The organism is Bryocella sp. (genome assembly GCF_058498515.1).
This window is the reverse complement of the sequence record NZ_JBMHYI010000051.1, coordinates 1-24,871: the sequence shown is the minus strand read 5'-3', so window position 1 is coordinate 24,871 and position 24,871 is coordinate 1. Positions and strand designations below refer to the sequence as shown.

20 protein-coding genes and 1 tRNA gene are annotated in these 24,871 nt (G+C 62.0%); 9 read left to right on the top strand and 12 right to left on the bottom strand.

Annotation, left to right across the window (positions count from 1 at the left end; genetic code table 11):
* Positions 1-115 precede the first annotated feature (115 nt).
* The 3 genes from xylB to AC5E6W_RS16645 all read right to left on the bottom strand — a co-directional run bounded on the left by xylB (position 116) and on the right by AC5E6W_RS16645 (position 3,465).
* Complete coding sequence (xylB, locus tag AC5E6W_RS16655) at positions 116-1,615, bottom strand: xylulokinase (RefSeq protein ID WP_491753455.1); 1,500 nt, start codon at positions 1,613-1,615, stop codon at positions 116-118.
* A gap of 12 nt (positions 1,616-1,627) precedes the next feature.
* Positions 1,628-2,740: an SGNH/GDSL hydrolase family protein gene (locus AC5E6W_RS16650; RefSeq protein WP_491753454.1), complete on the bottom strand. Its 1,113-nt coding sequence runs from the start codon at positions 2,738-2,740 to the stop codon at positions 1,628-1,630.
* Positions 2,741-3,210: 470 nt separating this feature from the next.
* Entirely contained in the window at positions 3,211-3,465 is a 255-nt protein-coding gene (locus tag AC5E6W_RS16645; RefSeq protein ID WP_491753453.1) for a hypothetical protein, read from the bottom strand.
* A 288-nt stretch (positions 3,466-3,753) separates the two neighbouring features.
* Between AC5E6W_RS16645 and AC5E6W_RS16640 the strand changes: the two genes are divergently transcribed.
* Positions 3,754-5,010 (top strand): ROK family transcriptional regulator, encoded by a 1,257-nt coding sequence (locus AC5E6W_RS16640; RefSeq protein WP_491753452.1) that lies wholly within the window; start codon positions 3,754-3,756, stop codon positions 5,008-5,010.
* 3 nt (positions 5,011-5,013) lie between these two features.
* Here the strand turns inward: AC5E6W_RS16640 and AC5E6W_RS16635 are convergent, their stop codons facing one another.
* On the bottom strand, positions 5,014-6,312 hold the full coding sequence (locus tag AC5E6W_RS16635; RefSeq protein WP_491753451.1) for a rhamnogalacturonan acetylesterase: 1,299 nt from the start codon (positions 6,310-6,312) through the stop codon (positions 5,014-5,016).
* Between the two features lie 100 nt (positions 6,313-6,412).
* On the opposite strand from AC5E6W_RS16635, the gene AC5E6W_RS16630 reads away from it, so the two are divergent.
* Complete coding sequence (locus AC5E6W_RS16630; protein WP_491753450.1) at positions 6,413-7,531, top strand: FAD:protein FMN transferase; 1,119 nt, start codon at positions 6,413-6,415, stop codon at positions 7,529-7,531.
* 20 nt (positions 7,532-7,551) lie between these two features.
* Positions 7,552-8,769: a Gfo/Idh/MocA family protein gene (locus AC5E6W_RS16625; protein ID WP_491753449.1), complete on the top strand. Its 1,218-nt coding sequence runs from the start codon at positions 7,552-7,554 to the stop codon at positions 8,767-8,769.
* Between the two features lie 28 nt (positions 8,770-8,797).
* On the opposite strand, the gene AC5E6W_RS16620 is transcribed toward AC5E6W_RS16625, so the two are convergent.
* Both AC5E6W_RS16620 and AC5E6W_RS16615 read right to left on the bottom strand, forming a co-directional pair.
* Positions 8,798-10,174, bottom strand: coding sequence for an ATP-binding protein (locus tag AC5E6W_RS16620; protein ID WP_491753448.1), 1,377 nt, complete (start codon positions 10,172-10,174; stop codon positions 8,798-8,800).
* Positions 10,175-10,177: 3 nt separating this feature from the next.
* Positions 10,178-10,885, bottom strand: a complete 708-nt coding sequence (locus AC5E6W_RS16615; RefSeq protein WP_491753447.1) for a response regulator transcription factor — start codon at positions 10,883-10,885, stop codon at positions 10,178-10,180.
* Between the two features lie 180 nt (positions 10,886-11,065).
* On the opposite strand from AC5E6W_RS16615, the gene AC5E6W_RS16610 reads away from it, so the two are divergent.
* The 5 genes from AC5E6W_RS16610 to AC5E6W_RS16590 all read left to right on the top strand — a co-directional run bounded on the left by AC5E6W_RS16610 (position 11,066) and on the right by AC5E6W_RS16590 (position 17,440).
* A complete protein-coding gene (locus AC5E6W_RS16610; RefSeq protein WP_491753446.1) occupies positions 11,066-14,011 on the top strand; it encodes a TonB-dependent receptor in 2,946 nt (981 codons plus the stop codon).
* A gap of 12 nt (positions 14,012-14,023) precedes the next feature.
* Positions 14,024-14,230 (top strand): hypothetical protein, encoded by a 207-nt coding sequence (locus AC5E6W_RS16605; RefSeq protein WP_491753445.1) that lies wholly within the window; start codon positions 14,024-14,026, stop codon positions 14,228-14,230.
* A gap of 106 nt (positions 14,231-14,336) precedes the next feature.
* On the top strand, positions 14,337-15,209 hold the full coding sequence (locus AC5E6W_RS16600) for an EF-hand domain-containing protein (protein WP_491753444.1): 873 nt from the start codon (positions 14,337-14,339) through the stop codon (positions 15,207-15,209).
* Positions 15,210-15,243: 34 nt separating this feature from the next.
* The gene (locus tag AC5E6W_RS16595; RefSeq protein WP_491753443.1) at positions 15,244-16,806 is read left to right on the top strand and encodes a DUF2271 domain-containing protein; all 1,563 of its coding nucleotides are present in this window, start codon (positions 15,244-15,246) and stop codon (positions 16,804-16,806) included.
* Positions 16,787-17,440 carry a PepSY-associated TM helix domain-containing protein gene (locus AC5E6W_RS16590; RefSeq protein WP_491753442.1) on the top strand — a complete coding sequence of 218 codons (654 nt, stop codon included), beginning with the start codon at positions 16,787-16,789 and terminating at the stop codon, positions 17,438-17,440. The genes AC5E6W_RS16595 and AC5E6W_RS16590 overlap by 20 nt, the downstream gene beginning before the upstream one ends.
* Here the strand turns inward: AC5E6W_RS16590 and AC5E6W_RS16585 are convergent.
* The 4 genes from AC5E6W_RS16585 to AC5E6W_RS16570 all read right to left on the bottom strand — a co-directional run bounded on the left by AC5E6W_RS16585 (position 17,437) and on the right by AC5E6W_RS16570 (position 22,498).
* Positions 17,437-18,483, bottom strand: a complete 1,047-nt coding sequence (locus AC5E6W_RS16585) for a LacI family DNA-binding transcriptional regulator (protein ID WP_491753441.1) — start codon at positions 18,481-18,483, stop codon at positions 17,437-17,439. The genes AC5E6W_RS16590 and AC5E6W_RS16585 overlap by 4 nt on opposite strands.
* Before the next feature lie 91 nt (positions 18,484-18,574).
* Positions 18,575-19,297, bottom strand: coding sequence for an L-ribulose-5-phosphate 4-epimerase (locus AC5E6W_RS16580; protein ID WP_491753440.1), 723 nt, complete (start codon positions 19,295-19,297; stop codon positions 18,575-18,577).
* Between the two features lie 90 nt (positions 19,298-19,387).
* Positions 19,388-20,869, bottom strand: a complete 1,482-nt coding sequence (araA, locus tag AC5E6W_RS16575) for an L-arabinose isomerase (RefSeq protein WP_491753439.1) — start codon at positions 20,867-20,869, stop codon at positions 19,388-19,390.
* A 51-nt stretch (positions 20,870-20,920) separates the two neighbouring features.
* Complete coding sequence (locus AC5E6W_RS16570; RefSeq protein ID WP_491753438.1) at positions 20,921-22,498, bottom strand: ribulokinase; 1,578 nt, start codon at positions 22,496-22,498, stop codon at positions 20,921-20,923.
* A 376-nt stretch (positions 22,499-22,874) separates the two neighbouring features.
* Between AC5E6W_RS16570 and AC5E6W_RS16565 the strand changes: the two genes are divergently transcribed.
* Positions 22,875-22,951 (top strand) — tRNA-Asp (locus AC5E6W_RS16565).
* Positions 22,952-23,029: 78 nt separating this feature from the next.
* Here the strand turns inward: AC5E6W_RS16565 and AC5E6W_RS16560 are convergent.
* Both AC5E6W_RS16560 and AC5E6W_RS16555 read right to left on the bottom strand, forming a co-directional pair.
* A complete protein-coding gene (locus AC5E6W_RS16560) occupies positions 23,030-24,220 on the bottom strand; it encodes a tyrosine-type recombinase/integrase (RefSeq protein ID WP_491753437.1) in 1,191 nt (396 codons plus the stop codon).
* A gap of 84 nt (positions 24,221-24,304) precedes the next feature.
* On the bottom strand, positions 24,305-24,553 hold the full coding sequence (locus tag AC5E6W_RS16555) for a helix-turn-helix domain-containing protein (RefSeq protein WP_491753436.1): 249 nt from the start codon (positions 24,551-24,553) through the stop codon (positions 24,305-24,307).
* Between the last annotated feature and the right edge of the window lie 318 nt (positions 24,554-24,871).

Below are 24,871 nucleotides of genomic sequence, written 5' to 3'. Positions count from 1 at the left end.
TGATGTCCCACACGGAATGCGCGTTCTTGCGATACTCCACCATCTCTTCCAGTATCCAGCAAGACGCTGAAAGCACACCGCCTAAAGGCGGTGGGTTTAGACCGGGTGATGGAGACTAAATTCCGTAATACTGCTGCAGTTGCTTGCGATAGGCTGCCCGAGCGGCATCGTATGCATCTCGAAGCTCCGCGCGCGGTCTGCAGGTCGCGCTGTCATCGATTCGCACCAGCCGAGACGCGACTTCGACGAAACTCAACGGATGCGCAGAAGATGCAGTCTTCGCAACCATTGCCTGGATGGCCGCACCCAAACAACCCGACTCCTCTTCCACCGGGACCTGGATCGTTGCTCCGGTGGCGTCAGCAAGCAGCTGCCGCCATCCACGTGATCGAGCGCCACCACCAATGACATTGATCATCTCTGCAACGCGTCCCGCAAGCACCAGATCAAGGCCGCTAAGGATGCCAAAACTAACACCCTCGACCGCAGCACGCAGCAGATGCCCCGGTGTGAAGTTGATCGCCGAGACCCCATGCAGTGAACCGCGCGCCTCCGGCAGATCGGGCGTCCGCTCGCCGTTGAGGAACGGCAGAAAGATCAAGCCATCAGCGCCGGGCGGAGTCGCATCCAGCGCACCATCGATATCAAGCACCGTCTTACCCAGCAGCTGCGCCGTAGCCGTAACGACATTGGTCGCATTCATCGTGCAAACCAGCGGCAGCCAGCCGCCCGAGGACGAACAGAAGGGAGCAACGTTGCCCGTCGGGTCCGATGGCACGCTCTCGCTGAACGAGTACACCGTCCCCGACGTCCCCAGGCTCAACGTCACCACACCCTCGCGCACATTGCCCGTGCCGATAGCGCCCATCATGTTGTCGCCGCCACCCGCTGCGACCACGCAGTCCAACGGAAGCCCCAGCTCAGTCGCGACATCAGCGCGAATCGTTCCGACAACACCATCAGGTCCAATCAGCGGTGGTAACGCGGAGAATAATTGGCCAGTACCGCCGTCGATCGCGTCCAGCACCTCGCGCGTCCACGCCCGTTGCCGCACATCGAAAAACGCCGTGCCCGAAGCGTCGCCCCACTCGGCAGCCATGGTCCCCGTTAACCAAAAGTTCAGATACTCGTGTGGCAGAAGGATGTGGCGCACACGAGCGAAGTTCGCAGGCTCACACTCTGCCAGCCATAGCAGCTTCGACACCGTGTATCCCGTCAGCGGCACAATGCCGAAGCGCTGAAAGAACGCCTCACGTCCCCCCAGCCGCTCGATAATCTCGCTATTCTGCGGCGCCGTCTCCGTATCGTTCCACAGCTTCGCCGGCCGAATAACGTTGTCTTGATCATCCAGCACAACCAGTCCATGCTGCTGCCCGCTCACACCGACGGCCTCAACATGCGAACCCGCGGGGGCCGTCGCCAGCGCTGCCTTCACTGCGGTCTTCAGCGCCTCCACCCACCACTGCGGTTCCTGCTCACGCGCTCCTGAAGGCCGCTCCATGAGAGCATGCTTCGCATAGCCGCGACCGTGTACCTGACCGGCAGCATCCACCAGCAGGGCCTTGGTCCCCTGCGTTCCACAGTCGATTCCGAGATACATCGCGTTGGTCATCATCCTTCGATCAAGCTACCGCACGAACAGCTTCAAGGGAATGGCGTCGCCCATTCGACGATAGCCCTCCGGGCCAGGATGCAGGTGGTCGCCACTATCGGCAGCCGGCAGCATGTGGTCACGCTTCTCGGGATTCCGCACGACGGCATCGAAGTCGATCACATCGTCAAACGTATGCGAATCGCGAATCCAATCATTGAGTGCGATCCGGTCAGCCTCCGACGCCGCGTTGGGATGGTAATAATCCGAACCCAGGTAAGGCGTCAGCGTCGCGCCATAGACGATAATTCCGCGCTCATGCGACCGCACCACAATCTGCGCCATCGCCGACTCCACCTGCGCCAGCCAAGCCGCATGGACTGCAGCGCCATGATCTTCCAGACGATCAAGGCCTCCAAGGTCGTTGATGCCCTCCAGCAGGATCACATAGCGAACACCGGGCCGCGCCAGAACATCGCGATCGAACCGCGCCAGCGCATTCGGCCCCAGACCATCGTAGAGAAGATGATTACCGCCAATACCCGCATTCACCACACCAAGTCCGTGCGTCTTCGCCTCCGCCGCAAATCGGCGAGCAAGGAAGTCCGGCCAACGATCGTTGCCGTCCGTCGTCGAGGCATGGCCATCGGTGATCGAGTCCCCGAACGCAACCACCGTGCCTGCGTTGCGTTCTCCGCTGAGAACCTCGACACCGGACAGGAAGTACCACCGCGTCCAGCTTTGTGCGGATGGCAACTTAGCCTCACCGCCATGACTACCGCTCGCAAGAAAGCTCGTTGCCCGCGCTCCCGTATGCAACGTAACGTTCATCGGCGCCGCGTTGATCTCGATGTCGACCACAAGATCCGAAAGTGCAGGAAGCTTCACGCTGATGGGATCCGAGACATACTCTGATCCCATCGGGACCGACACAGATGTCGCCCCATGGAACGTCAGCTTCTGCGCGGACTCAGGAACAATGACGCCGCGCTCCGCACCCGCTGCTGGACGCGAGATGCTCACAGAGGCGATCTCGAGTGCCGACTGGCCGAACACGTTCGAGAGCCGAATCCGAACTTGCGAACCGCCCGCCGAGACATGCACGACCTCTCGCAGTGTCGTGTGGTCAAAGGTCTTCGGGGAAAGCACTTCCGCTCCGTACGGCTGAAGCTGTGCAGATCCCCATGTGGCTATCCAGGGATGTACCCCTTCTGCGCATGCGGGCGCAGAGAACGCAACCACTAGCGATGCCAGCCAGCACAAGCGAAGCAGAGAGCGTTGCAGAGCAGCAGGCATTACCTTCTGCACAACCTGTCGCCTGCAGGCGACCACCCGTGCCCATTGACCACCGAGCACAAGACACTTCTTGATGGCTTCGACGATATCGCGACTTCCCTTCTCTCATCGTTAGTTCACATTGAGTGTAAAGCTCGCTGTGTCGCGTACGGAGTCGCCTGAGATCGCGACCGTGACCACCGAGCTTTGCGTCGTGGCTGAGCTTCCGCACCCCGACAGGGTCGAGAGGCAGAGGACCGCGAAGCCCAGTGCCAGCAAGGTGGGAAGCCTGCGGCGGCGGCGCCATCCAAACAACATCGCGACCACCCCAAGTCCCACACCGGCTACCCCATCCCCGCAGTCGGAGAGAACATCAGGTCCAACAAGACTCCGCGTTCTTTGTCCCCCAGGTTCTGGATAGCTCCCGCAGCATGAAATGCCTCGCAGAAACCAAAGCCATCGATGCGTTGGCGCACATGTTCGCCCGTCAGCGCGACGCCGGCAGTAGCAGGCTTTGACTCGGCGCGGAGTACCTTGCCAGGGCCTGTTGCCATGGCAGCGACCGTCAAGCCTACAAAGTCGCGGCGTGTAAGCGACATCCAGATCTCCTCTAGCAAATGACAGGGAACGGGACGTCAGGCCTGCACCTGGCAAAGCCCCAGGGGAGTCGCACTTCAGCCCTCTTGCCTGTCTTTATTTTCAGACGGAAAATTTATAACGATCACCACTGACTCTGTCAATGCTCCCTCTGACAATTTGTCCAGAATGCTTTGCCAAGTCGATCTTCCGTGAAGTGGAACAATCCTGTAGTCCCCCCAAAGAATGCTCGTTATCCCAATCCCTCTGCGGTATGCTGAACCTACGGCGATAAGTCAGCGCTACCGTTCATGTCATCCACTCCCAATGCGAAGCAGCTGCGAAAAACCCCGGTCCGCCACCCAATCCGGGCCGTGCGCGAGCTCGCGTATGTCGAGGTCGCCTCCACCGAGCTGACCCGCGACATCAATCGCGACCTCATCTTGGAGTACGTCCGCTCCTCGCAACCAGTCTCGCGCGTCGATCTCGCGCGCCTCTCCGGGCTGCAGCCCAGCACTGTCTCGTCCATCGTCGAGCAGCTCAAGGAAGAGCGTTGGATCAAGGAAGGCGGCGCGGTAAAGACCGCGCGCGGCCGCCGGCCCACCATGCTTTCGCTCAACGACGACCTGCTGATCCTCGTCGCCGACGTCCGCCCCACCCAGGCCGTGCTCGCGGTCGTCGACCTCAACGGTCGCTTCCTCTCGCGCCTGGTCGTTCCGCTCGCCTCCAAGGTGCAGCGCAGCATCGAGGCCATCGCCGAAGGCATGAACATGTTGCGCGACCAGTCCCCACTGAAATCGTTCGAGGGCATCGGCCTCAGTGTGCAGGGCCGCGTCGAGCCCCAAAGCAACCGACTCACGCTCGCACCCAACCTCAACTGGAAGAACTACGACGTCTGCGGTGAGCTGTCCCGCCGCGTCGGTGGCCTGCGCGTCGAGCTCGAGAACGACGCCAACTCCTGCCTTCTCTCCGAGCTCTGGTTCGGACACCTCGATGGCCTCCGCAACGTTGTGCTCGTCGCCATCTCCGAAGGCGTCGGCGCGGCCGTGCTCGCGGAAGGCCGCCTCATCAGCGGACGCGGCGGCCTTGCCGGCGAGTTTGGCCACATCTGCGTCGACGCCTCCGGCCCATTGTGCGGCTGCGGCCAGCACGGCTGCTGGGAGATGTTCGCTTCCTCCCGCGCCGCGACTCGCTACTACGCTGAGCTGACCGGCAACAACGAGAAGCTGACGATGAGCGAACTCACTACCCGCGCATTGAGCAAAGACTCCGCCGCGCTGCGTGCGCTCGAGCGCCAGAGCGAAGCTATCGGCAAGGGCCTGCGCATGATCAATGCCGCCCTCTCGCCCGAGGTCATCCTCTTCGCCGGCGACATCACCACCGTGTGGGAGCTCTCGCATCACATTATCGAGCGCGAATGCCGCGCCGGTCTGCTCACCGGCTCCTCGCCCAAGCTCATGTCCATCGGCGATGGCGAGCTCGCGCTCCTCCGCGGCGCCGCCGCCGTAGTGCTGCAACGGCACTCAGGCTACTACCGCTCCGCGCACGGCAAACAGCAGCGCGACTAAGCCCTACCGCTCATAGGGCTTCTCAAGATCGTAGAAGGACGCCTGTGGCAACGCGACCGCACTCGCTGCATCAGGATGCCGCGGATCGAAGCGCGCATGCGGTTCGCGCAGAAACGCCGCAAGCGGCAGCTTGTCCTCCACAATGCCCTGCACCACGCAACGCGCTAGCTCATACGCTCCATAGCCGTTGAAGTGCGTATCGTCGTGCAGCGCCTCGGCCTGCTTGGGGTACGTATTCGCCGCAGCATAGACAAACAGGCTGCGCGAGTTGGCCTCGCCAATCGCCTCATACAGCGTCTTACTCATCGCGTTGAGGTCGATCAACGCAACCTTCTGCTCCTCAGCCACCTTACGCATCAGCTCTGGGTACGGCGCGAGCGTATCCGTGATGTGCCCACTCGCATCGAACGTCCGGCGATTCATGCTCGTCACCAGCACCGGCGTCGCTCCACGCTGTCGCGCCATCGCGATGTACTTCGCCAGCAGGCCGGTATACATCTCCGGCGAAACGAATCCGCTGCCTGGCTTCTGATCGTTGTGAGCAAACTGGAAGAACAGGTAATCGCCCTTCCTAATCGTCGAAAAGATCTTCGCAAACCGCAGTTCGCCCTCGAACGACCGTATCGTCTCGCCCGACTCAGCGTGGTTACTCACCGCCACGCGATCGTTGAAGAACGCTGGCAGCATCTGCCCCCATGCCGCCCACGGCTCGTTATCCTGATCCACGACCGTCGAGTCGCCCGCGAGATAGACCGTCGCCGCATCCACGGGCGCAACCCGCACGCTCACCAGCGAAGGCCGTTCGCCCGCAAACTCCAGCGTCAGCTTGCTGTCCCAGTCCAGCGAATTCAGCTCGCGAGGCTTTCGCTTCACCACGGCTGCAGAGCCGTCTTCCTTCGACTGGCCCGCAATACTCGGCGTCCGCACATTCACAACGAAGCTCGACGTCGTGGTCTTCCCCGCCTTCGTCGCAACGGGCGCCAGCATCAACCGCCGCGCCTCCGCACGCACCGTCGTCACTGCAGCCGATGATCCCCCCAGCGTCACCGTCACGCGGTAGTTGCCATCCTTCGCCGGCACCGAGAGAAAGAACTCCTTCGCCGCGCTGCAACCCTTCGCATCGAAATGGTCCGGTGCCATACCAAAGTCGAAGCCCGCAACATCCGCCGCAGCCACGCTCGCGGCGTCAAGCCGCCCAGCGTTTGGCCCAGCGCCGGTGACACACGTGAAGCTCTGTGCCTGAGCAAGAGGCAACATCACAGCAGCCACAGACAATAGAACCACGCGGGAGATATTCGTCATCGCACATCCTCGGAAGGGCGCGCTCGACTCACCCCATCCCTGCCGTACAGAATAGCTGGTCGAGCTGGCATCCAGCACTGCCTACCCCGTACTAGGATGGATGCGCATGTTCCTGCCGTCGCAGTCACGCACGAAAGTTCGAACTCACAACGATTGGCCATTCACCCTCGTCGTCGTCGCGCTCGTGGTGGCGTATGCCACTACGACTGCAGCGCAATCTTCCTCGCAGAACCCAAGTCTCTACCTCGCCGACCACAAGGCCATGGGCACCGTCTACACGCTAAGCCTCTACAGCCCAAGTCAGTCTCAAGCCGAGGCCATCGAGCAGCAGGTCTTCGACGAAATCGACCGCATCGACGCTCTGCTGTCCAACTACCAGCCCGGCAGCGAGCTCTCGCGCATCAATCGACTCGCAGGCCATGAGACTGTAACAACCGACGAGGAAACCATGCGCTTCCTCATCGCCAGTCAACGCTGGAGCCGCGCCAGCAACGGCGCGTTCGACATCACCGTCGGCCGCCTCATGAAACTATGGGGCTTCTATCGCCACCAGGGCCGCATCCCTTCCAGCGCAGAACTTGAGCGAGCGCGCGAGGCCACCGGTTGGCAAAAGATGCAGCTCGACCCCGACGCACGCACCGTGCACTTCACCAACCCCGGCGTTGAACTCGATCCCGGCGGCATCGGCAAGGGCTTCGCGGTAGATGCCGCCGTCGCTCTTCTGCGCGAGGACGGTGTGCACTCCGCCATGCTCTCCGCCGGCGGCAGCACCATCTACGCACTGGGAGCGCCTCCAGGTGAGCCCGGCTGGAAGATCGTCATCCCCGGCCCCTTGCCGCTCAACGACACGCTCACCACCGTCTATCTCCGTGACACATCGCTCTCCAGCTCCGACTGCTCGCAGAAGAACTTCGTCTCCAACGGTCATCTCTACTGCCACATCATGGACCCACGCACCCTGCGTCCCGTCGAAGGCCGCGTGCAAGTCACCATCCTCGACCCCTCCGCGACCGCCAGCGACGCGCTCTCGAACGTGCTCTTCGTCGATCCTCCGGCCGAGAGCCTGCGCATACTCGAGCACGAGGCGCACCACTCCAGCGCGCTCATCGTCTCAACGGCGGACGGCTCAAACACCTGCACCGCATTTCGATGGAAGACAACCATCGACACCAGCCACTGCACTCTGCAACCATCTCAAGGCAACGACCTCAAGCACTGAACGCAAAAGGACGCCACCGAATGAACCGTCGCAACTTCCTGCATACCGCCTCTGCTGCTGCTCTCGGCTCTTCCATTCTTGCTCGCGCCGCCGCCCCCGCAGTAAAGCCCATTCGCATCGGCATCATCGGCTCGGGCAGTCGCGGACAGGAAAACATCCGCCAGCTGCTGCGTGTCCCCGGCGTCTCCATCAGCGCCATCTGCGACATCTATCCTCCCCGCTACGAGCAGACCAACAAGCTAGTCGGTAAAGAAGTCCCCGCAACCGCGAAGCTCGCTGAATTCCTGCATCGTGAGGACATCGACGCCGTCCTCATCGCCAGTCCCGTCGCCTGCCATGCCGAGCATGTCATCGCCACGGCCCGCACCGGACGCCCCATCTACTGCGAAAAGGCCCTCGGCTTCACCGTCGCCGACAACCAGAACATCCTCGCTGAGGTGCACAAGCTCAAGGTCCCGCTCCAGGTCGGCCACGAGTACCGCTACGCCGCGTGGGTGCAGGAAGCCATCCGCCGCGTGAAGGCCGGGGCCATCGGCAAGCCCACGCACGTCTACGCCTACTGGCATCGCAACGGCAGCTGGCGTCGCCCCGTGCCCTCGCCCGATCCGGGCGGCAAGCTCGAGCACCTCATCAACTGGCGACTCTACAAGGAAACCTCCGGCGGCCTCGGCACCGAGCTCGGCTCGCACCACATCGACATCGCCAACTGGGTCTTCGGTGAGCAGCCATCGAGCGTCCTCGGCACGCAAAGCATCGTCAAGTACCACGATGGCCGCACTGTCGGCGACAACGTGCAGATGGTGCTCCACTACACCGAAGGCCGCCGCCTGGTCTTCTCATCACTTACCGACAACGCCAAGTCCGGCAATGAGCTTTGGATTTACGGCGACGAAGGCAGCGTGCAACTCACCATCGAAGACGCGACCTTTTTCTATGAGAAGGACAAGTCACCCCGCAAGAACTCCGGCGTCGTCGCGCAGCAAGGCACCGTCACCGGAGCCTCCTACTCCACCACCAACGAGATGCCCTATCGTGGCCCCGGCGAGAAGCTAGTGACAACCACCGAAGACCCCACACTATGCGCCGTGCGATCCTTCGTCGAAGCTGTCCGCGGCGAACACGCCATTGACGCGGGCCTCATGGTTGGCTTCGGCTCCGGCATCGCCTGCGCCGTCGCCCACGACGCCGTGCAGACTGAAGAGAAGATGTCCATCCCTCTGCCGGCGACAAAGATCTAGCCGCCGCAACTCCGCGTGATCACGATCCCTACGCCAACGGAAACAGCAGCGTCACACTCATGCCGCCTTCGCTGCGGTTCAACGCCCGCACCGTGCCTCCATGCAGGCGCACCGCACGGTCCGTGATCGCAAGTCCCACACCGAACCCACCCGTATCTGCGCTGCGTGCACGGTCCACGCGATAGAACGGCCGGAAGATCTCCGTGAGTTCCTTCTCCGGAATCCCCGGCCCCGCATCGCTGATCTCAATCCCTGCGAACGCCTGTCCCTGCACCTGGTCGCCGAAAATACGCATCTTCACCAGCGTGTTCGGTGCCGTATAGCGAATCGCATTACGCACCACGTTCTCAATCGCGCGGTACAGCAGTTCGGGATTGCCACGGATCCGGAACTGCCCTTCCTGCACCAACTCCACACGACACGGCCGCTGCTGCGCCTCGTACTCTGCGTCCGGCAAAATCTGCTCGCACACTCCGTTCAGCGACACCGGCTCGTACGTTCCCGCACCATCGCGCGCTTCCATCGCGGAGAGCGTCAGCAACTGGCCGATAAGCTGGTTCAAGCGGCTCGCCTCGCGCTCGATGCGGGAGAAATGCGGTTCCAGCCCCGGCTCCGCATCCTCGCGCGCCAGTTCCAACGCCACGCTCAATCGCGCCAGCGGTGAACGCAACTCATGCGACACATCCCGAACCAGCAGCTTCTGCGCTCCCACCATCGACTCCAGCCGCTCGGCCATGTGGTTGAAGTCATGCACCAGTCCCTGGAACTCATCCGAGTTCGCCTGCGCCGCCTGCTTTGGCGACTGCGCCACGCGCACCTCCAGCTTGCCTTCCGCCAGCTGCCGCGAAGCCTTACGCAGCCGTACCAACGGCCTGCTGATAAACAGCACCAGCACGAACGTCGTCGCGCCTCCCACTAGGATCGCCACCGGAAGCTGCGGCACAGCGAAGTGCCAGAACTGCCAGCGCCGCGGTGGAGGGTGGCGATGCGACGCAGGTGCGACCCACGCATACTCGTATCGCGTCCCACTGCTCGCCATTACGGGCACCAGCCAAACCGTTCGGCCACTGACGTCGCGGCCATCGATATGGTCTGCAAGATGAGGCTTCAACCCGGCGACTGGCACAGGCGTTGACACGCTGCAGATCACATCACCTTCTGTATCTAGCAGCGCGGCGCCGAAAGGCTCATAACGTTGGGCGTTCGCAGCGAAGCCCTCGCAGCCCGCCTTGTTATACGCGGCAATCGCCAGTTCCCCGCTGTTGTGCAGGTTGCTGTCCAGCGCCTCAGCGATCGTTCCACCATTAGGAAAATGCTGCGACACGATCAGCGCCGTCGAGATCACGAAGATAAGGCTCTGCGCGAGCCAGAAGATGGCAAAGATACGAAAGAAAAGTCCACGCATAACTTAGTTGCGACCCCCTACGACACGGCGCAGCACCAGCTGATACCCCGCGCCGCGCACCGTCTTCACAAGGTCTTCGCCGCTCCCATCGCGCGCCAGCTTCTTGCGCAGCCGGCTCACATGCATGTCCAGGCTGCGATCGAACGGGTTGAAGCTGCGCCCCAGCACCTCTTCAGAAAGCTTGTCGCGATCCACCACCTTACCCGGCGATCGCATCAGCACTTCCAGCAACGCAAACTCCACATCCGTCAGGTCAAGCGCTTCACCATTCAGCGTCACCGTGCGCGCCGCACTGTCCAGCGTTAGTCCTTCGACACTGAGAGTCTGCCGCTCCTCGCTGGATACCGGCGCAATCGCCCGCCGCCGAATCGCGCGAATCCGCGCCAGCAGCTCGCGAGCGTTGAACGGCTTGGCCAGATAATCATCCGCGCCCAGCTCAAGACCCACGATGCGGTCCACATCCTCACCCCGCGCCGTGAGCAGCAGAACGCTGCCCGCGGAGAACGTGCGAATGTTCTTCAGCACCTCGAAGCCATCCATGCCGGGCAGCATCACATCGAGCAGAATCATGTCCCACGCTCGCTGCCGCGCAGCCTCCAGCCCCGAGTCGCCGCGGTGCACCGCCGAGACGTGGAAGTCGTAGCGCCCAAGATACTGCGTGAGCATCTCGCACAGCTCCACATCGTCGTCGATCAGCAGTACCTCGTCCATCGCGCCCTTCTCGAGTCGGTGTCTCTCGATCCAGACTAGCGCCGATGCGCCAGCCTGCAACAACCCTTTTTGTCACGATTGGTCACTGCGGTAGTGACAATTCGTTACAGCGCGTTACCCATTGTGGCCGCACGGTCCGCACCCATGCGTTGTTCTGGAGATGGTCCAAAGAGGCAACGCATGATTCGCTTTCGCAACTTCGCTCTTGTATCCATCACTCTTCTGCTTTCCATGGCGCTCTCAGCCCCCGTGCTCGCTCAGATTCCCACGGGCTCAATCACCGGGACGGCTACGGGCACAGTCCGCGGCGCCATCAAGGATCCCTCCGGCGCACTCGTGCCGCAGGCGGACATCACGCTCTCCAGCAACGGCGCCATCGCCCGGAAGGTCAAGAGCTCCGCCGCCGGCACCTATGAGATTCCCCGCCTCGCTCTCGGCCGCTACACCCTCTCGGTCGTCGCCAAGGGCTTCAGCCCCGCGCTCGTCAACGACATCATGGTCTTCTCTGACAAGCCCGCCACCCAGGACGTCCAGCTCGAAATCTCCGTCGAGTCCTCCGTGCAGGTCGACACCGAAGCTCCCGGCGTCAGTGTCAGCCCCGACGACAACGCCAACTCCATCGTCATCAAAGGCAAGGACCTCGATGCCCTCTCCGACGATCCCGACGATCTGCAGAACGAGCTCACCGCCCTCGCCGGTCCCTCCGCTGGCCCATCAGGCGGCGAGATCTACATCGACGGTTTCAGCGGAGGCCAGCTCCCGCCCAAGAGCGCCATCCGCGAGATCCGCGTCAATCGCAATCCCTTCTCCGCCCAGTACGACAAGCTCGGCTACGGTCGCATCGAGATCCTCACCAAGCCTGGTACCGACAAGTTCCACGGCACGCTGATGGTCAACGGCAACGACAACGTCTTCAACTCGCTCAACCCCTTCGTCACCAGCGAGCCCGCCTATTACTCCACCTTCTTCACCGGCAATGCCAGCGGCGCGCTCACCAAAAACGCCTCGTGGTTCGGCAACGTCTTCCGTCGCGACAACGCCTCCAACTCCATCGTCAACGCCGAGGTACTCGATGCCAGCGGCAACACCGTCGCCTACAAGATCGCGCAGCCCAATCCGCAGTCGCGCCTCGACATCAGCCCGCGCTTCGACTTCCAGCTCGGCGCCACCAATACGCTCAGCGTGCGCTACATGTTCGATCGCCAGATCGCAACCAACAGCGGCGTGTCCGGCTTCTCGCTTCCCTCGCAGGCCTACAACACCCACAACATCGAGAACACCGTTCAGATCAGCGACACCCAGATCCTAAGCCCCAAAGTCGTCAACGATCTCCGCTTCCAGTTTGCAACCGATCGCGACAACCAGACGCCCACCACAGCCGCATCCGCGTCGCTTCCTTCAGGCTTCACCTGCAACAACTACAACCTCTCCACGGACCCCACGGTCACCGTGCAAGGTGCCGTCACCTGCGGCGGCAACAACTCCGGCACCGTCAAGGACAACATCGACCGCTACGAACTGCAGGACTACGTGACCGCAGCGCACGGCAAGCACGCCCTCAACTTCGGCACCCGCCTCCGTCTCACGCACGAGGTCAACACCTCCACCGCGGGCGCCAACGGCGACTATATCTATTCCTCGCTCGCCGCCTACTCCGCTGGCACGCCGTCCGAGTACGACGTCACCGTCAACACCAAGCCCACCGTGCGATTGAACCTCTTCGACGCTGCCTTCTTCTACCAGGACGATTGGACCGCGAAGCCCAACCTGACCCTCAGCTACGGCATCCGCTACGAAGGCCAGAACCGCATCGGCGACCACGCCGACTTCGCGCCGCGCTTCGCCCTCAGCTGGGCCCCCGGTGCCACCAATGGCAAGAAAGCTAACACCGTCATCCGCGCCGGCTACGGCTGGTTCTACGACCGCTTCGCCGCCACCAACGTGCTCAATGCCATCCGCCAGAACGGCGTCAATCAACAGAAATACGTCGTCGAGAACCCCACCTTCAACTCCAACGCTCCCGCTCCCTCCACGCTCGCCAGCTTGAGCACCTCAGCCCCCACCATCTACTCCATCTCACCCAACCTCAAGGCCTCGGTGAACATGGAAGCGGCCGTCGGCGTCGATCACAGCTTCGGCAAACTGCTCACGCTCTCGGCCACGTACATCAACTCGCGCGGCGTGCACCAGTACCTGAGTGACAACATCAACGCTTACGAAGCCGGTACCTACAACGGCGTCACCGGCACACGTCCCAACGGCATCAACGAGAACCTCTACCAGTTCCAGTCCGATGGTGTGTACAACCAGAACCAGCTCATGCTCAACTACACCGTCCGCATGAAGCGCACCTCGCTCTTCGGCTTCTACCAGCTCGGCTTCGCCAAGTCCGATACCTCTGGCGCAACGTACTTCCCCTCCGACCAGACCAACCCCGGTGCCGACTACGGTCGCGCCTCCTTCGATGTCCGCAACCGCTTCCTCCTCGGCGGCAGTGTGCAGGCGCCCTTCGGCATCAGCCTCAGCCCCTTCCTCGTCGCCAACGCCGGCAACCCCTTCAACATCACGACGGGCTCGGACCTCAACGGCGACAACCAGTACAACGACCGCCCGTCCTACGCCACCGCATCCAGCACCGACATCGTGAAGACCGCGCTCGGCGCCTTCGATCTCGATCCCAGCTCCACCGCGACACGCATCCCCTACGACCTCGGCACCGGCCCCTCCAACTGGAGCCTCAACCTCCGCATCAGCAAGTCCATCGGCATCGGTCCTCGCGTAGAAGGCGGAGTCGGCGGCTCACAGGGTGGTGGACCCGGCGGTGGTCCTGGCGGCCCCGGAGGCGGTGGTCCCGGTGGTGGTGGCCCTGGCGGCGGCGGTGGCCTCGGGCCCGGCGGCCTCAGCGGCAACGGCGGTCCTCCTCGGCTCGATCAGCAGGTCCCTCGTCGCTACGCCCTCAACTTCGCCGTCATGGCCCACAACGCCCTCAACCACACTAGCCTCGCCACGCCCAACGGCGTCCTCAGCTCGCCCAACTTCGACAAATCCACCGCCATCGCAGGTGGCTTCTTCGGGAGCGCAGCGTCCAACCGTAGCATCGACCTCCAAATGTCCTTCAGCTTCTAGAAAGGCGAAACCATGCGAGCAGTGTTCACGCGCACGACCCGTCGCTGGCCTCTCATCCTGGCCGTCGTCATCGCGCAGCTCGCATGGCTGCAGGTCGTCCTCTTCTCTGGAACACGCGCCATGCTTCACGCCGCTTTCCCTTCACATACCCAGCACAGCGCGGCGTCAACCGCAGATACGGAACAGCCAGATCAAGACTCCGACAACGATCAGGAGTGAGCTGCCCGATCATCGAACAGCCCGCGCATCTCTCCTCCAAACTAGCTGGTGAATAGGTATAGTGGATCTGCGACCAAACTAGTCGTATATGAAATCGAGGCTGAACGTGAGCTCTTCTCTTCACACTCTTTCCTGCATCGCCGCACTTGCCGCGCTCCCGCTTTTGGCCTCCGCGCAAGGCCCCGGCGGAGGTCGCCAGCAGCCCAGGTTCGCATTGCAGGCGCTGGACCTCGATCACGATGGAGCCCTCTCGCCTGATGAGATCAAGGCTGCCCCTACCAGCCTTCTCACCCTCGACCGCAACGGCGATGGCGAGCTCACCGCCGACGAACTCACCGGCCGTCCGCCCGAGGCCGACGCCGGTGCTGACCAACTTATTCAGCAGCTCATGGGCTTCGACAAAACCAGCAAGGGCTACCTCGTCGCCGCCGATCTCCCCGAGCGCATGCAGGGTATGTTCGCCCGCGGCGACGCCAACCACGACGGCAGGCTCACGCCCGACGAGATCCGAGCCCTGAGCACCCATCAGGCCATGCCCGCCGGTCCCAGCGCCCGCCCAGGCCGTGCCGAAGGCGTCTTCCGCATGGACCCAGTCCTCAACGCGCTCGATACCAACCACGACGGCATCCTTGAAGCCGACGAGATCGCTGCCGCCAGCACATCGCTGCTCACGCTCGACGCCAATCATGACGGAAACTTAACTCAGGACGAGATCCGCGTCCGCCAGCAGACCGTCGAAGATCGAGCTAACCATATGTTCGATGAGTTCGACTCCAACAAGGACGGTAAGCTCGCTCGCAACGAAGTTCCCGATGGCCTGGCCGCACAGTTCGACGCCATCGACACCAACCACGACGGCTTCCTCGACAAGCAGGAGCTCCTGAAGTACTTCAGCACGCAAGGTCCCGGCCGCGGGCCCGGCGGCCCGGGCCGTCCCGATGGCGAGCAGCGTCGCTCCGACGTCCCGCCGCAGTCGTAGCGAACCCTCAGCAAAATCACCCAAGGAGATGATGATGAACCCGAAGACGCGACGACTCCTCAGCGCCCTCAGCGCATTTCCTCTCGCCGCCGCACCGCTCAGCCAGCAGGCCCTCGCCGCAAACTCCGGCGAGCACAGCAATACATGGACCTTCCACCACGAGAACGTGCTCGGCACCAGCCTCGCCATGCATGTCAGTGCGAAAGACGAAGCCTCCGCCGCCCGCGCCGAATCTGCCGCGCTCGCTGTCTTTGATCGCGAGCGCGCCATCCTCAGCGCCTGGGACGAGCACAGCGAGTTCTCCCGCTGGGAACGCACGCACTTCGAGGCTGTTCCCGTCTCTGCCGACCTCTTCACCGTCCTCTCAGCCTTCGACACCTGGCGCAACCGCACGAACGGCGCACTCGATCCCAGCGTCGAAGCCGCCACACGCCTCTGGAAGAATGCCACCTCGGAAGGCCGCATCCCCACCGCGCACGAGATCGCCGAGGTTCGTGAGTCCATCGCCCAGCCTCACTGGACGCTCGACGCCCAACATCACACGGCAACCCGCGTCAGCGACACGCCGCTAGCCCTCGCGTCCTTCGCCAAGAGCTGGATTACCGCCAAAGCTGCCGACGCCGCGTTGGCCGCGGGAGCCGAAGGCATCATGCTCAACGTCGGTGGCGATGTCGTCGTGCGCGGCGCGATGACTCAGGTCGTCAGCATCACCGATCCACGCTCTGCCTCCGACAACGACCGCGCCCTCACCCACATCGTCGTCGCCAATCGCGCCGTAGCCACCAGCGGCGACTATCGCCGCGGCTTCACCACCGCCAGCGCTTATAGCTTCGATAAGCCCCAGTATTCGCATCTCATCGACCCACGCACCGCGCAACCCACCGCACACATTCTGTCTTCTACCGTCATCGCCAAGGATGCCGAGACCGCCGGTGCCCTCGCCACCGCCTTCAGCGTGCTGCGCGAAGACGAATCCGCCGCGCTCGCCCGCACTCTGCCCGGCGTCGACTACATGCTCGTGCTCGCCGATGGCAGCCAGGTCACCAGCCCCGGCTGGAACCGCTACGAGTTCGCCGCCTCCACGCCGCGCTATCAGCCTGCGGCATTCGCACCTCAACAGAAGGCCGCGGCCGGGCTCTTCGATCCAAGCTACGAACTCAACATCGATCTCAACCTCCAGCGCATCGACAACCCACGCTATCGCCGTCCCTACGTAGCCGTGTGGATCGAGGACGCGGACCACTTCCCCGTCCGCACCCTCGCACTCTGGTTCGAAAAGAATCGCTGGCTGCCGGAGCTCAAGCAGTGGTATCGCGACGACCAGGTCCGCACCATGAGCGAAGGCACCGACATCTCGCGCACCGTTAGCTCCGCCACGCGCCCGCCCGGACACTACAACCTCAAGTGGGATGGCAAGGACAACACCGGCAAGCCCGTAAAGGCCGGCAAGTATACGGTGGTCATCGAAGCCGCACGCGAACATGGTGGCTACGACGTCCAGCGTCGCGAGCTCAGCTTCACCGGCAAGCCTGAACAGGCCACCATCGCTCCGGGGCAGGAGCTGGGAGAGATCACGCTTGACTACCGGAAGCGCTAGTACAGCGAATTCAGACGCCCGGCCCGCAGTCTCCTGGAAGGTGCATCTGCGCCGCCAGTCGGCAATCGTCAGCCGCTGGCTGCACATCTACCTCTCCATGGTCAGCTTCGCGGTAGTGTTCTTCTTCGCCGCCACCGGCCTCACGCTCAATCATCCCGACTGGTTCGCCAGCCAGCAGCGCACCGTCATCAGGCACGGCGTCGCCGACGCCGCACTCCTGGGCAAAGGAGCATCTCACGATCCCGACAAGCTCGGCCTCGTCGAGATGCTCCGTGCGCGCGAGCACGTCCACGGAGCCGTCGGCGAAGTACGCATCGACGACTCGCAGGTCTCCATCTCGATGCGCGCCCCCGGCTACACCGCGGATACCTTCATCGATCGCGACACCGGCAAGTACGAACTCACAGAGGTCTCCAGCGGCTTCGTCGCGGTCATGAACGATCTCCACAAGGGCCGCGACTCGGGTAAGGTCTGGGCCTTCCTCATCGACGCCAGCGCCGTGCTGCTCGTGCTCGTCTCGCTCACCGGCTTTGTCCTGTTGTGGTTCATGCACAAGCGTCGAACCAGTGGCTTCCTGCTCGCGCTCGCCGGCGCCATCGCAGTCGTCACGCTCTACAAGCTCTACGTTCCCTAGCCCTTGGGCTTCGCCGTGCTCTGCCGCACGATCAGGCTCGTCGGCACCGCCGCAAGTGGTGCATGCTCGCCGCCTTCCACCAGCTGCTGCAGCAGCTGCACCGCCGCACGCGCAATGTCCGTCCGCGACATCCGCACCGTCGTCAACGGCGGAATCAGGAATTCGCTGAAACGAACATCGTCGAAGCCCACGACCGAAACATCCTGCGGCACCTTCAGTCCCGCCGCGGATACCGCGTGCATCGCGCCAATCGCGGACAGATCGTTCGAGCAGACAATCGCCGTTGGAGGCATGCTCAGCTGCAACAATGCCTGCGCTGCAGCCATGCCCGCTTCCAGCATGTGATCGCCAACGACCAGGTACGCTGGCTCGGTCTTCAGCCCCGCCTTCTTCATCGCAGCCTGAAATGCCCTGCGGCGCGCCACCGCGGAGTGCAGCGCCGGAGGTCCCGAGACAAACGCAATGCGCTCATGCCCCAGCTCCACAAGATGTTCCACCGCCGCCGCAATCCCCTGCGCATAATCGATGCTGATCGCCAGCGACTTCTGCGTCGCCGGAGCCTTGTCGATAAACACCATCGGGATGCCGCGCTCCGCCAGCCTATCCAGCAGCGGTCCTTCAATGCCGAAGGTCATCACCGCAACCCCATCGACCTTCCGCTCCAGCATCCGGTCAACGCACGCCTCCATCTTCTGCAGGTCATAGTTCGTCGAGCCGATCAGCGTCTCGTATCCAACCTCAACGGCCGCATCTTCAAAGCCCTGGATCAGCTCCGGGAAAAATGGATTCGTGATGTCCGAGATGATGACGCCGAACGTGCTGCTGCGCCCCGACACCAGCGACCGCGCCACCCGGCTCGGAATATAGCCGAGCTCACGAATCGCCGCCCGCACCCGCTCCGCAAGCTGCTCATCCACGCGAGGATTGCGATTGACGACGCGCGACACCGTGGAGACCGAAACACCCGCATGCGCGGCGACACCACGTATGTCCAGCCGTCCTTCGCGAGTTGCGCTCTTGCGCCTGCTTCCCTGCTTCGCCAACTCAACCCTCGCTTTGCGTTCCACCAAACTACCACCAAACACGAAGGCCGCTGCGCGTCTCTTCGCAGCGGCTCCGTTCACTCAACATCACCTAGCAAACATCCTTCGTCTGCCCATACGTCGCATTCGCTCCATGCTTGCGGAAGTAATGCCGATCAAGCAGCGCCTGCGTCACCACCTGCGGATTGGCCTCGAGCAACAAGGTCCGAAACGCCATGCGAGCCACCGCCTCCAGCACCACCGCGTTATGCGCCGCATCGTGCGCATCCTTGCCCCAAGCAAACGGAGCATGCCCCGCCACAAGACAAGCCGGCACAGCGAGCGGATCGACCGCTTCAACCCCATTCCCACCGCGAAAACGCTCCACGATGGCAACGCCAGTCTCATGCACATACCGCCCACCGATAGCCGCATCGCTCAGCGGCTTCGTCACCGGCACAGGCCCATAGAAGTAGTCCGCGTGCGTTGTGCCCAGCGCCGGAATCGGCAACCCCGCCTGCGCAAAGCTCGTCGCAAACTCCGAGTGCGTATGCACCACCGCACCAATCTGCAGAAACTCGCGATACAGCAGTGTATGCGTGTCCAGGTCCGACGACGGCCGATACTCGCCCTCGACAATCTTCCCATCGAGGTCCGTCACTACCATATGCTCCGGCTTCAGCCGGTCATAGTCCACGCCCGAAGGCTTGATCACCACCAGCCCCTGCCCCCGGTCCACACCAGAAGCGTTGCCAAATGTGTACAGCACCAGCCCACGCTTCACCAGCTCAAGGTTCGCCTCAAGCACTTCCTCTCGCAATGTCTTTAGTAGCACCTTCGATCTCCCCTCGAGCAACATAGCCAACGGAACAGCCGCTAACGCGAAGCGCTAACCGCGAAGCGGCTAACCAGCTGACTCGCTGCCCTACCGCAGCTTGTACGCCGCATCGCTCCACACCAGCTCCTGGCGCAGCTGATGCAACTTTGTGTCCGCATCAAGCCGCACCAGCTCGATGCCCGCAATCTCCGCGAAGTCCGCCATGTGTTCCATCGTCAGCGCCTGTGAGAAGCCCGTGTGATGCGCTCCGCCCGCATAGATCCAACCCGCCGCCGCCACGCGCAGACTCGGCTGAGGAATCCACATCACGCGAGCCACTGGCAGCTTCGGGAACTCATGCTCCGGATCCACCACCTTCACTTCGTTCACGATCATGCGGAACCGATTGCCCATGTCCACGACCGTCGCAACCACCGCCGGTCCCGCCGGAGCCGTGAACACCAGTCGTACCGGATCGGCCTTGCCACCGATGCCCAGCGGATGCACCTCCACCGTAGGCTTAGCCTTCGCAATCGACGGACAGATCTCCAGCATGTGCGATCCCAGCACCTTCGGCTCGCCCGCGAAGTCGTACGTGTAGTCCTCCATGAACGACGTGCCGCCATCCATGCCCTGCGCCATCACCTTCATGATGCGCACCAGCGCCGCGGTCTTCCAATCACCCTCGCCGCCAAAACCAAAGCCATCGGCCATCAGCCGCTGCGACGCAATGCCCGGAAGCTGCGCCATACCATGCAGGTCTTCGAACGTATCCGTGTACGCCCCAAAGCCGCCCTCGGTAAGGAACGCGCGCATGCCTAGCTCGATGCGCGCCGCATCCGCCAGCGAGTCCGCACGATCATGCTCCTTCGCAATCGTGTACGTATCGCGGTACTCCTGCACGAGCTTCGCCACCTCGGCGTCCGAGAACTGTGCCATGCGATCCGTAAGATCCCCAATGCCAAAGCCCGACACCGTGTAGCCAAACACCCGCTGCGCTTCGACCTTGTCTCCCTCCGTCACCGCAACGTTGCGCATGTTGTCGCCGAATCGCGCCACCTTCAGGTGCTGCGATTCATGCCATCCCAGCGCCGCACGCGACCACGCACCAATCTCCGCGACTGTCTCCTTGTCACCCCAGAAACCCACCACAACCTTCCGCGCCAGCCGCAGGCGAGCCATCATGAATCCGAACTCGCGGTCGCCATGCGCCGCCTGGTTCAGGTTCATGAAGTCCATATCGATCGTCGCGTATGGCAGCTCGCGATTGAACTGCGTATGCAGATGCAGCACCGGCTTGCGCAGCGCCTGCAGCCCCGCGATCCACATCTTCGCCGGCGAGAACGTATGCATCCACAGCACGAGCCCGATGCACACATCGCTCGAGTTCGCCTCGTTCGCAATCTTCGAGATGCTCTCCGCGTTCACCATCACCGGCTTCGCCACCACACGCACCGGAATCGCGCTCTCGCCATCCAGGCTCGCGGCAATCTTCTGCGCGTTCTCCGCAACCTGCTGCAGCGGCCCCGGCCCATAGAGGTGCTGACTTCCAGTAACAAACCAAAGCTCAAGTGTCTTGCCTGTATTCACGTATCTATCTCCTGCCGTCCATCTCGATGAATCTGTAGTCGATCAATCTATCTATGCCTGCAGCACGCGCGCCGCAACCGTCCTCAAGTCACGAAGGATGCCGTACATCGGCTCCGCCGCGCCATCCTGTCCAAACCCGAAGTACACCCGCCGATACAGCGCAAACAGCTCGTCGTAGATCGCCACAGCCCTCGACTCCGGCGTAAATGTCCGATACTCCGGACACATCTTCTGCTGCGCCTCTTCAATCGTGCCAAAGATCCCCGCCGCCAGCTGCGCGAAGATGCCCGAGCCCACACTCGTCGGTGTCGTCGCAGGCACCAGCACCGGCTTGTTCAGCACATTCGCGTAGATCTGGTTCAGCACATCGTTCTTCTGCGGAATGCCGCCCGCATTGATCACACGCTCAATCGGCACACCATACTCCGCCATGCGCTCGAAGATGATCCGCGTGTGCAGCGCCGTTCCTTCAATCGCCGCGAATAACTCATCCTGCGCCGTGTGCAGCAGGTTCCATCCCAGCGTGATGCCGGTGAGTTCGCTATTCACCAGCACCGTACGATCTCCGTTATCCCAGCTCAATCGCAGCAGCCCGGTCTGCCCGGCCTTGTAGCTCTCCAACCCCTTCGACAACGTCGCAACATCCGACCCCGCACGCTTCGCAATCGCCTCGAAGATATCGCCGACCGCGGAGAGCCCCGCCTCCACACCCGTGTACTCCGGATGCACGCTGCCCGGCACCACGCCGCACACACCCGGCACCAGGTTCACGTTCTTACCCATCGCGATGATGCACGTCGACGTGCCCACCACATTGACCACATCGCCCTCGCGGCAACCCGCGCCAATCGCATCCCAGTGCGCATCGAACGCGCCCACCGGAATCGGAATGCCCGTCCGCAGACCCAGCTTCTCCGCCCACTCGGCCGAGAGATGCCCCGCAAGATGATCCGAGGTCAAAACCTCGCTCTCCATCTTTTCGCGCACACCATCCAGCAGTGGGTCGACCGAGCTGAGAAACGCTTGGCTCGGATACCCACCCCACTTCGGGTTCCACATCCACTTGTGCCCCATCGCACAAACAGACCGCTTCACTAGCTTCGGATCCGTCACACCCGCAAGCGTCGCCGCCACCATGTCGCAATGCTCGAACGCGCTAGCAAATTGCGCACGCTTGTCAGGGTTGTGCCGCAGCCAGTGCAGCAGCTTCGCCCATCCCCACTCATGCGAGTACACCCCGCCGCACCACTCGATGGCCTCAAGGCCCTCCGCATGCGCAAGCTCCGTAATCTCCTGCGCCTCATGCAGCGCCCGGTGGTCGCACCACAGGTAGTACTCGTTCAACGGCTGCATCTTCGCATCGACGGGCACCACGCTCGACCCCGTCGTATCCAGCGCAATCGCCTCAACCTGATCGCCGTCCACACCCGTCTCCGTCAGCACGGCGCGCATGGCCCCCACCAGCGCCCGCATCTGGTCTGCGTGCGACTGCGTCGCAAGGTCTGGTTCCTCGCGGCTCCGATGCAGCGGATATGACGCCGAAGCCGTCCCCAGCCTCCCGCGCTCACTATCCAGTAACGTCACGCGAGTGCTCAGCGTGCCAAAGTCAACTCCCGCTACGATCCGCATCTCAATCCTCTTGCGCAGGCATGGGGCAGTCCCAGCAAACGTTTTCCCACTTTGACGAACTTTACCTACCCGCCCCCGAAAAGGTCAAGATAGCCACGTTCTCACCGCATCTACTCTCCAGGAAACGTTCCGCCCAGTGGCCTAACCCTTGATCGACCTACCGCGCCCCCACCTGTGGATCCTCGCCTCCGAACACCCACGTCGCCCTGCACAAACTGAAAGAGTTCTGGTAGACTCAGTCTTGTTGCCGCGCAGTGCTGACCCGCCGCGCTCTCACGAGCAGGTGGTGACACAAGTACTGAAGCGGCGGAAGTTGCAGTCCTGCCTACGAGTCCCTCGCAGCGTTGGATCACAACCTCCGCCCAGCCCAAACGCTGGAGACGTAGCTCAGTTGGTTAGAGCGCTGCCCTGTCACGGCAGAGGTCGCGGGTTCGAGCCCCGTCGTCTCCGCCATCATTCTAAAGCACTTAGGATGATGGGTGACCCCAAAAAGACAAAGGTCTAAGGTTTGATATGGGTGCAATAAGCACCCTACCCTACCTTTTGAGGGTGTGTAGCACCCTTCGTTTCACCCAGATTTGGAACCATCATCCTTACAACCTTGCTTTGTGCAGCTCGCTTATGCGAATTCGTCGCCTGCGTGTAAACGTCAAGCGTGATCCTGCTATTCGCGTGCCTCAAAAGCTCCTGTACCGTCTTCACATCTTCCCCATTCGCCTTCAGCAAGGTGCCGAAGCTGTGACGGAAGGTATGCCAGCCGATTCGTTTGTGAATGCCGTTTGCTTTCGCAACCGGCCGTATATGCCGCTTCATGAGGTTGTCCGGCCAGTACGGCTGTTTTCCCCTCATAGTCTCGCTGGCGAAGACATAATCGTCATCCAGCGCGTAGGCGCTCTGGCGACGCCAGCGCAGCAAGTCTTCCGCCATATAGCTATCGAGCGGAACCGGCTTCGCGGATGCCTCCGTTTTGCAATCGCCCACTACCTGGTGCCAGATCGAACGAGTCACACTGAGTTCGAGAGCGTCAAAGTCCACATCACGCCAGCGAAGAGCCAGAAGTTCGCTCACGCGAAGTCCTGTGCCAGCGTCGAGCAGAACCAAAGTCCGTTCCCGGATTCCCAGCTTGCTCAGCAGTAGTTGAAGCTCGGTCAGCTCCAGAACATCAGGAATCCGCTCACGTTTTGCGCTTTGACGCACGAGCTTGATCGGGTTTTTGTCCGACCATTCGTATCGCATTGCATGTGTGAACAGTGCGCTCATGAGGTTCCGAATCTTGGCCCGTGTGCCTTTCGCCCGCTTGATCCCGTCCAGCCAATCTTCGACTGCAACGGACTTCACCTGGTCGAGCGTGTGATCTCCCCAACGAGGAAGAATCCAGTTCTCCAGATTGCATTCATAGGCAGATCGCGTCGAGAACGCTTTTCTCCCATTACGATCACCGGCTAATTCTTTCAACCTGTAATGCGCAACGAGCATGGCAATTGTGCTCGGCCCGGCTCCTGCCTGCGGGGTTTCTTGATTGGCGTCGATGCGCAACGCTTGTGCTGCTTTGAGGGCCGATGCTTCATTCGCGAGTGTATCGACCGTGCCGACGATTGCTTTACGGTACTTGCTCTTGCCGTCGGTTCCAGTCTCATACCACCGAAAAATCCATACATCAGGCCCGCTCCGCCGCCTTTCGCGTTGCACGCTTCCTTGTTGATACCGTGTTCGCCTTGACATGCTTTCTCCTGTCTCAGGCGCACCGGATGGCTATTACAAGGTTAGCGCTGCGCCGGGCAGAGGTCGAGAGTTTTATCTTGTGGATTAACTAGCAAGCTGACGTTGAATCCACTCCTCAATGACCGACGCACGGAAGCGCCACAGCTTTCCGACATGGACGCCACGCACGACACCTTTCCGTGCCAATTTCTGCAACGTCTTGGGATGGCACTTCATAATCGAGGCTGCTTCGTCGCTGTCGAGCAGTCGTTCGGGTATGAATGTAGAGGTGGTGGCTGGCGGCTTCTTGGGCACTCTGGTCTGGTGATTGTCGTTAGCAAATTCTGAAGGCATTGGAACCTCCCACTGGAGATTGTTTCGGACTGCGCTTACGTTGACGACATTCAACGGCGAGCACATCCGATATCCAAGAGTGCTTGCGGATTCCCTCAGAGTCCAATACTTCCTACCAATACTGCCCAAAGTTTCACTTATGGCAGGGCGTAAAGGTAGGAACCTGAAAGTTCCTAGTTACCTTTGCGAGTAGCTAGGTACCTGCTGGTTCCTAATTGACTGTTGTGGTACGCAGGAGAACGATTAATTATCCACAGCCCCCATGTGGACTGTCGGATGGACGCCATGCCAAGCGGAGTACCTGGGCCATGTCAGATT

Coding starts and splice junctions, on each gene's coding strand:
- xylB (WP_491753455.1), bottom strand. CDS start 1,615: ATGATGACCAACGCGATGTATCTCGGAATCGACTGTGGAACGCAGGGG.
- AC5E6W_RS16645 (WP_491753453.1), bottom strand. CDS start 3,465: ATGTCGCTTACACGCCGCGACTTTGTAGGCTTGACGGTCGCTGCCATG.
- AC5E6W_RS16640 (WP_491753452.1), top strand. CDS start 3,754: ATGTCATCCACTCCCAATGCGAAGCAGCTGCGAAAAACCCCGGTCCGC.
- AC5E6W_RS16635 (WP_491753451.1), bottom strand. CDS start 6,312: ATGACGAATATCTCCCGCGTGGTTCTATTGTCTGTGGCTGCTGTGATG.
- AC5E6W_RS16630 (WP_491753450.1), top strand. CDS start 6,413: ATGCGCATGTTCCTGCCGTCGCAGTCACGCACGAAAGTTCGAACTCAC.
- AC5E6W_RS16625 (WP_491753449.1), top strand. CDS start 7,552: ATGAACCGTCGCAACTTCCTGCATACCGCCTCTGCTGCTGCTCTCGGC.
- AC5E6W_RS16620 (WP_491753448.1), bottom strand. CDS start 10,174: ATGCGTGGACTTTTCTTTCGTATCTTTGCCATCTTCTGGCTCGCGCAG.
- AC5E6W_RS16615 (WP_491753447.1), bottom strand. CDS start 10,885: ATGGACGAGGTACTGCTGATCGACGACGATGTGGAGCTGTGCGAGATG.
- AC5E6W_RS16610 (WP_491753446.1), top strand. CDS start 11,066: ATGATTCGCTTTCGCAACTTCGCTCTTGTATCCATCACTCTTCTGCTT.
- AC5E6W_RS16605 (WP_491753445.1), top strand. CDS start 14,024: ATGCGAGCAGTGTTCACGCGCACGACCCGTCGCTGGCCTCTCATCCTG.
- AC5E6W_RS16595 (WP_491753443.1), top strand. CDS start 15,244: ATGAACCCGAAGACGCGACGACTCCTCAGCGCCCTCAGCGCATTTCCT.
- AC5E6W_RS16570 (WP_491753438.1), bottom strand. CDS start 22,498: ATGCGGATCGTAGCGGGAGTTGACTTTGGCACGCTGAGCACTCGCGTG.
- AC5E6W_RS16560 (WP_491753437.1), bottom strand. CDS start 24,220: ATGTCAAGGCGAACACGGTATCAACAAGGAAGCGTGCAACGCGAAAGG.
- AC5E6W_RS16555 (WP_491753436.1), bottom strand. CDS start 24,553: ATGCCTTCAGAATTTGCTAACGACAATCACCAGACCAGAGTGCCCAAG.